This is a genomic window from Klenkia sp. PcliD-1-E (genome assembly GCF_024124375.1).
In the GTDB taxonomy this organism is placed as follows: domain Bacteria; phylum Actinomycetota; class Actinomycetes; order Mycobacteriales; family Geodermatophilaceae; genus Klenkia.
In genome coordinates this window covers 1-6,045 of record NZ_JAMXRZ010000177.1, presented here as the reverse complement: position 1 = coordinate 6,045, position 6,045 = coordinate 1, and the positions used below count along the sequence as shown (strand labels likewise).

Annotated in this window: 7 protein-coding genes and 1 pseudogene; 4 read left to right on the top strand and 4 right to left on the bottom strand. The window is 76.3% G+C overall.

Annotated features, from left to right (window positions below; all coding sequences use genetic code 11):
- Nucleotides 1-547, top strand: a pseudogene (locus tag NH342_RS21585) (thiamine biosynthesis protein ThiF); the annotation flags it as partial.
- The gene (locus NH342_RS21580) at nt 544-1,866 is read left to right on the top strand and encodes an AarF/ABC1/UbiB kinase family protein (RefSeq protein WP_253018192.1); all 1,323 of its coding nucleotides are present in this window, start codon (nt 544-546) and stop codon (nt 1,864-1,866) included. The pseudogene NH342_RS21585 and the gene NH342_RS21580, both read left to right, overlap by 4 nt.
- Nucleotides 1,867-1,978: 112 nt before the next feature.
- Here NH342_RS21580 and NH342_RS21575 read toward each other — a convergent pair whose 3' ends face one another.
- From NH342_RS21575 to NH342_RS21560, 4 genes are all read right to left on the bottom strand, one after another.
- Nucleotides 1,979-2,161: a hypothetical protein gene (locus NH342_RS21575; RefSeq protein WP_253018190.1), complete on the bottom strand. Its 183-nt coding sequence runs from the start codon at nt 2,159-2,161 to the stop codon at nt 1,979-1,981.
- A 42-nt stretch (nt 2,162-2,203) separates the two neighbouring features.
- Nucleotides 2,204-2,473 carry a WhiB family transcriptional regulator gene (locus NH342_RS21570; RefSeq protein ID WP_253018188.1) on the bottom strand — a complete coding sequence of 90 codons (270 nt, stop codon included), beginning with the start codon at nt 2,471-2,473 and terminating at the stop codon, nt 2,204-2,206.
- 163 nt (nt 2,474-2,636) lie between these two features.
- The gene (locus NH342_RS21565; RefSeq protein WP_253018186.1) at nt 2,637-2,933 is read right to left on the bottom strand and encodes a hypothetical protein; all 297 of its coding nucleotides are present in this window, start codon (nt 2,931-2,933) and stop codon (nt 2,637-2,639) included.
- 95 nt (nt 2,934-3,028) lie between these two features.
- The gene (locus NH342_RS21560) at nt 3,029-5,044 is read right to left on the bottom strand and encodes an ATP-dependent DNA helicase UvrD2 (RefSeq protein ID WP_308200726.1); all 2,016 of its coding nucleotides are present in this window, start codon (nt 5,042-5,044) and stop codon (nt 3,029-3,031) included.
- A 132-nt stretch (nt 5,045-5,176) separates the two neighbouring features.
- Here NH342_RS21560 and NH342_RS21555 point away from each other — a divergent pair, with 132 nt between their 5' ends.
- Nucleotides 5,177-5,440, top strand: coding sequence for a mycoredoxin (locus NH342_RS21555; RefSeq protein ID WP_253018182.1), 264 nt, complete (start codon nt 5,177-5,179; stop codon nt 5,438-5,440).
- 104 nt (nt 5,441-5,544) lie between these two features.
- A partial coding sequence (locus tag NH342_RS21550; RefSeq protein ID WP_253018180.1) for an ANTAR domain-containing protein occupies nt 5,545-6,045 on the top strand: 501 nt, incomplete at its 3' end.

Below are 6,045 nucleotides of genomic sequence, written 5' to 3'. Positions count from 1 at the left end.
CACCCTGGCCGCGGCCGACGCCGTCCGCCGGGCCGCCCCCGAGGTCGACCTGCGGCCCCTGCCGGCCGCCGCCGTCCCCGACCTGCTGGTGCTCACCCGGCCCTGGTCCGCACTGGACCCGGTGCCCGTCCACGGGGTGCGCGGCCCGCACCTGGTGGCCACCGTCCGCGGGCGGGTCGGCGTCGTCGGGCCGCTCGTGGTCCCCGGCCGCACCGCCTGCCTGCGCTGTGCCCAGCTGCACCGCACCGACGCCGACGCCGGTTGGCCCGGCCTCGTCGGACAGCTCACCGGCACCGGGGGCGGGACCGACAGCGGCGGCGGGGCCGCGCTCGGCCTGGCCACCGCCCTCACCGCGCTCGGGCAGGTGCTGGCCCACCTCGACGGCAGCGCTGCACCGGCCGCGCTGGAGGCGACCCTGGAGCTGCGTGCGCCCGACCTGCTCCCCCGGCGACGGCGGTGGCCGGCCCACCCGGCGTGCGGTTGCCGCCCGTCGCCGGCGGGGCCGTCCCGGCGGGAGGCCGCGCGACCAGGGACACTGGAGGGGTGACCGACGACGGACGGGTGATCCCCCGCGGCAGCGTGTCGCGCACCGCCCGGCTGGCCTCCCTGCCGCTGGGTGCGGCGGGCCGGGCCACGCTCGGGCTGGGTCGGCGGCTGTCGGGCCAGTCGGCCGAGCAGGTGTCGGCGGACCTGCAGCAGCGCACCGCCGAGCAGCTGTTCGCCGTGCTGGGCCAGCTCAAGGGCGGGGCGATGAAGCTGGGCCAGACGCTCTCGGTCTTCGAGGCCGCGGTGCCCGAGGAACTCGCCGCGCCCTACCGCGAGGCGCTGGTGAAGCTGCAGGAGGAGGCCCCGCCGATGCCGGTGCGCACCGTGCACGCGGTGCTGGCCCAGCAGCTGGGCGGCACCTGGCGCACCCGGTTCGCCGACTTCGACGACACCCCTGCCGCCGCGGCCAGCATCGGCCAGGTGCACCGCGCGACCTGGCGGGACGGGCGCGACGTGGCGGTGAAGATCCAGTACCCCGGCGCGGGGTCGGCCCTGATGGCCGACCTGAACCAGCTGGCCCGCTTCGCGCGGATGTTCGCCGTGCTGTTCCCCGGGATGGACGTCAAGCCGCTCATCGCCGAGCTCAAGGCCCGGGTGGCCGAGGAGCTGGACTACTCGATGGAGGCCGACTCCCAGCGTGCCTTCGCCGCCGCCTACGCCGGTGACGAGCAGATCGCCGTCCCCCGGATCGTGGCCAGCGCACCCAAGGTCATCGTCTCGGAGTGGATGGAGGGCACCCCGCTCTCCCGGGTCATCGCCGCCGGCACCAAGGAGCAGCGCGACCGGGCCGGGCTGCTGATGTCGACCTTGCACTTCTCCGGCCCGCGCCGGGCGGGGTTGCTGCACGCCGACCCGCACCCGGGCAACTTCCGGCTGCTGCCCGACGGCCGCTTCGGGGTCATCGACTTCGGCGCGGTGGCCCGGCTGCCCGACGGCTACCCCGAACCGATCGGCCGGCTGGTCCGCTGGTCGCTGGAGGGGCGGGCCGAGGACGTGCTGGCCGACCTGCGGGCCGAGGGCTTCGTCAAGCCGGCGGTCGAGGTCGATGCCCAGGCGGTGCTGGACTACCTGCTCCCCCTGCTGGAGCCGGTGGCCAGCGACCGGTTCCACTTCACCCGATCCTGGATGCAGGACCAGGCCACCCGCATCGGCGACCCCCGCAGCGAGGCCAGCAGGCTCGGCCGGCAGCTCAACCTGCCCCCGGCCTACCTGCTCATCCACCGGGTGACCATCGGGTCCATCGGGGTGCTGTGCCAGCTCGACGCCGAGGCCGACTTCCGCTCGGTCATCGCCCGCTGGCTGCCCGGCTTCGCCGACTGACCACGCCCGCCCACAGTGATCAGGTGACCTGGTCACTGTGCGGCCGTCCACACCGACGTCGGTGTGGTCGGCCGGACGGTGACCAGGTCCCCTGATCACCGTCCGGCGGACGTCACCGGACGGCGGCGCTGGCGCGGGCGGCGCGCCGGGTGGCCCGCTCGGCACGCCGCGCCCAGCGCCGGGCGGCCAGCACCCGGCGGGCGCGGGCCGCCGCGTCCGCGTCGGCCATCAGGTCGGCCTGCCGCGCGCGGGCCAGGAACAGGTCGCCGGCCAGCCGCTCGTGGTGGAGGTCCATCTCTCCCCCTTCCCGGGGTGTCGTCGTGGGTGTCGTGGTGGGTCAGGCCGCGACCTTGCGCGGGCGACCCCGCGGGCGCTTGCGGGCGATCACGACCCCGTGGTCGAAGATCTGCCCGCCCCAGACGCCCCAGGGCTCGCCGCGGTCCAGCGCGCCGGCCAGGCAGGAGGCCTGCAGCGGGCAGGACCCGCAGAACTCCTTGGCCTGCTCCAGCAGCGCCGGCGACTCCGCGAACCACAGCTCGGGGTCCTGCACCCGGCAGGGCAACGCCGTCCGCTCCGCCCGCTCGAGCTCGGCGCGCGGGACGGACACCGGTCGCTCGATCGTGTGCTGCACGGTCGTTCCTCTCTCCTCGTCGTGCTCCGGTCGGCGGAGGTCCCGCCGACCGGTCAGGTCGGTGGGATCGACGGCACGAAGAAGGCCGCGGATCCCGGTTGTCCGGGTTCCGCGGCCTCGAGGGGACCGACCGAGCTGACTAGCCCGGTGGGTCTCCCGGAGGCAGGTCACCCGGGGTGTCGCTGTTCAGCTGGACGGCGGCGGTGCCACCGGTGGCGTCGTGGGCCGGCTCGGTCATCGCGACCGGGAAGCCCTCGGCGGCGGCGCCGACGCGGAGCCGGACGGCGGTGCCGATCGGCAGACCGGTGGCGCCGAACCGGGCGGTGCCGCCGGCGACGGCGCCCTGGACGGGGGCCCAGCCGGTGGGCAGAGCGGTGCCGCGCACGACGACGACCCCGGTGCAGGACGGGGTCGTGGAGATGTCGGTGCCGATCACGTGGACCCCTCCTTCCGGGGCTCGGGGTGCAGCCGGTGGGCTGCGACCCTCCGTGGGTGCGTGCAGGTGAGGTTAGGGGGTCCCGTCGGAGACGGTCAACGCAATAAACGGGTCGTCGTGGAACCGACCTGGGCGAGCACGTCGGCGCCGTACATCTCCAGCTTGCGCGCGCCGATGCCGGGCAACGCGGACAGCTCCCCGAGCGACCCCGGCCGGGTCTCGGCGATGGCCTGCAACGTGGCGTCGCCGAGCACCACGTAGGCCGGCACCGAGGCCGCCGCCGCGGTGGCCGACCGCCAGGCCCACAGCCGGTCGAACAGCTCGGCCGCCGCCCCGTCGAGGACCACCTCGGCCCGGCGCGCCGCGGGACGGCGGACCCGGGTGCCGGTGTCGGGGGCCAGGCCCTCCAGGAACCGGCTGCGGGACCGCGGGCGCTTGCCCCCGGGTTGCCGGGACAGCGACCAGGACAGGGTCAGCTGCTCCCGGGCCCGGGTGACGGCCACGTAGAGCAGGCGGCGCTCCTCCTCGACCGCCTCGGGCCGGGCCAGCGACTGCGCGATCGGGACGACGCCGTCGACCAGGCCGACGACGAAGACCGCGTCCCACTCCAGGCCCTTGGCGGCGTGCATCGACGCCAGGGTGACGCCCTGCACGGTGGGGGCATGCTGGGCGCCGGCGCGTTCGGCCAGGTGGGCGACGAAGCCGGCCACCGTCAGCGCCGGCTGCTCGGCGACGAGGTCGACGGCGAGGTCGACCAGCGCCGACAGCGACTGCCAGCGGTCGCGGGCGGCGCCGCCGGACGGAGGCCGGTGCTCGGCCCAGCCGACCGAGGCCAGGACGTCGCGGACGGCGGTGACCAGCGGGGTGCCGTCGTCCCGCCCGGCGGCGGCGCCGCGCAGCAGCAGCACCGCCTCGCGGACCTCGGGCCGCTCGAAGAACCGCTCCCCGCCCTTGAGCACGTAGGGCACGCCGACGTCGGCCAGCGCGGACTCGTAGACCTGGGACTGGGCGTTGATCCGGAACAGCACGGCGATCTCGGCCGCCGGCACACCGGCGTCGACCAGCGCGCGGCAGGCGGCGGCGACCGCGGCCGCCTCGGTGGGCTCGTCGGGGTGCTCGACGAACCGGGGCTCGGGGCCTGCGGCCCGCTGCCCGCGCAGCCGCAGCGCGGGCAGCCCGGTGCGGCGCGGTGCCATCCCGATCAGCCGGTTGGCCAGCCCCACGACCTCGGGGGTGGACCGGTAGTCGCGCTCCAGCGCCACCACCTCGGCGTCGGGGTAGCGGTCGGGGAACCCCAGCAGGTAGTCGGGGTCGGCGCCGGTGAAGGAGTAGATGGTCTGGTGCGGGTCGCCGACCACGCACAGCTCGGCCCGGCCGCCGAGCCAGGCGTCGAGCAGGCGCTGCTGCAGCGGGTTGACGTCCTGGTACTCGTCGACGACGAAGTGCCGGTACTGCCCGCGGACCTCGGCGGCGACGTCGCGGTGCTCCTCGAGGGCGAAGGCGGTGACCAGCAGCAGGTCCTCGAAGTCCAGGGTGCCGTCCCGCTGCTTGGCCTGCTCGTAGCTGGCGTAGACCGCGGCCACGGCAGCGGGCTCGAACGGCGCCTCCCGGCCGGCCGCCCGGGCGCGGGCCGGGTAGTCGTCGGGGGTGGCCAGGGTGGTCTTGGCCCACTCGATCTCCCCGGCCAGGTCGCGCAGGGAGGTGCGGTCGGTCGTCAGCCGGTGCCGGCTGGCCGCGCCGGCCACCACCCGCAGCTTGTTCTCCACCAGCTCGGGCATCGGCCCGCCGAGCACCCGGGGGGCGAAGTAGCGCAGCTGGCGCAGCGCGGCGGCGTGGAAGGTGCGGGCCTGCACCCCGCCCACCCCCAGCCCGGACAGCCGGCCCCGCAGCTCACCCGCCGCCCGGGCGGTGAAGGTGACGGCGAGGACCTGCTCGGGGACGTAGACGCCGGTGTGCACCCCGTAGGCGATGCGGTGGGTGATGGTGCGGGTCTTGCCGGTGCCCGCGCCGGCCAGGATGCAGACCGGGCCGCGCACCGCGGCGGCCGCCGCGCGCTGCTCGTCGTCCAGGCCCGCGAGCACCGCCTCCGCGCCGGTCACGACCCGGGTCACCCCACCGGACCCCGACCGCTCCCCCACTGCCACGACCCGAGTCTGGCAGCCGGGTACGACAGCCCCGGGAAGCATCCCCGGCGCCCGGGCGTTCCCTGGTGCACCGGAACCGACTGATGGAGGATCGACACCATGACCGCCCCGACCGCGCCCGTTACCATGTACACCACCAGCTGGTGCGGGTACTGCGTGCGCCTGAAGAAGCTGATGCAGCGCGAGGGCATCGAGTGGGCCGAGGTCAACATCGAGCACGACGCGAGCGCCGCCGAGCTGGTCATGAAGGCCAACGGCGGGAACCAGACCGTGCCCACGCTCGTCTTCGCCGACGGCACCGCGCTGACCAACCCCAGCATCGACCAGGTCAAGAGCCAGCTCTCGCGGTCCACCGGCGCGTGATCCCCCACCCACGGCCGTCCTCGGGCGATGATCACGAGGGCACCGGCTGTGGGGGGCGGGTGCGTGCGTGGCCAGGTCGGTCGCGCACAGCTGAGGAGGTCGTGGTGGCGGACACCCACGTGGGCGCGCTCGCGCCCGACGACGTGGTGCGGACGGCGGCCGGCGACCCGGCCTTCGTCGTGACGCGCACGGCGCGGGGCTGGGCGGTGCTGACCCCGGCCGGCACCGAGCAGGCCCCGGACCTGGTCGAGGCGATGGTGCTCGCGGACCTGATCGCCGAGGACCTGGGCGCCTGCCCCGAACCCGGCCGCGACGTCCGCCGGGCCGCCCGGGGCGCCGCCGGCGACCCCCAGGCGGAGGACCCCCGCGAGGCGGAGATCGCCGCGCTGCAGCGGCAGGTCGCGCAGCTGGAGCACGCGCTGGCCACCCGGGTGTCCACCGAGCGCGCCATCGGCGTCCTGGCCGCCCGCGGCGGGACGACGCCGCGCGCGGCGTTCGAGCAGCTGCGCCGCGAGGCACGGGCCGGCGGCCGGCCCGTGCACGACCTGGCCCGGGAGGTGCTCGACGGCCTCGGTGCGGCCCCCGCGGTGCCACCGCCCGCGCCG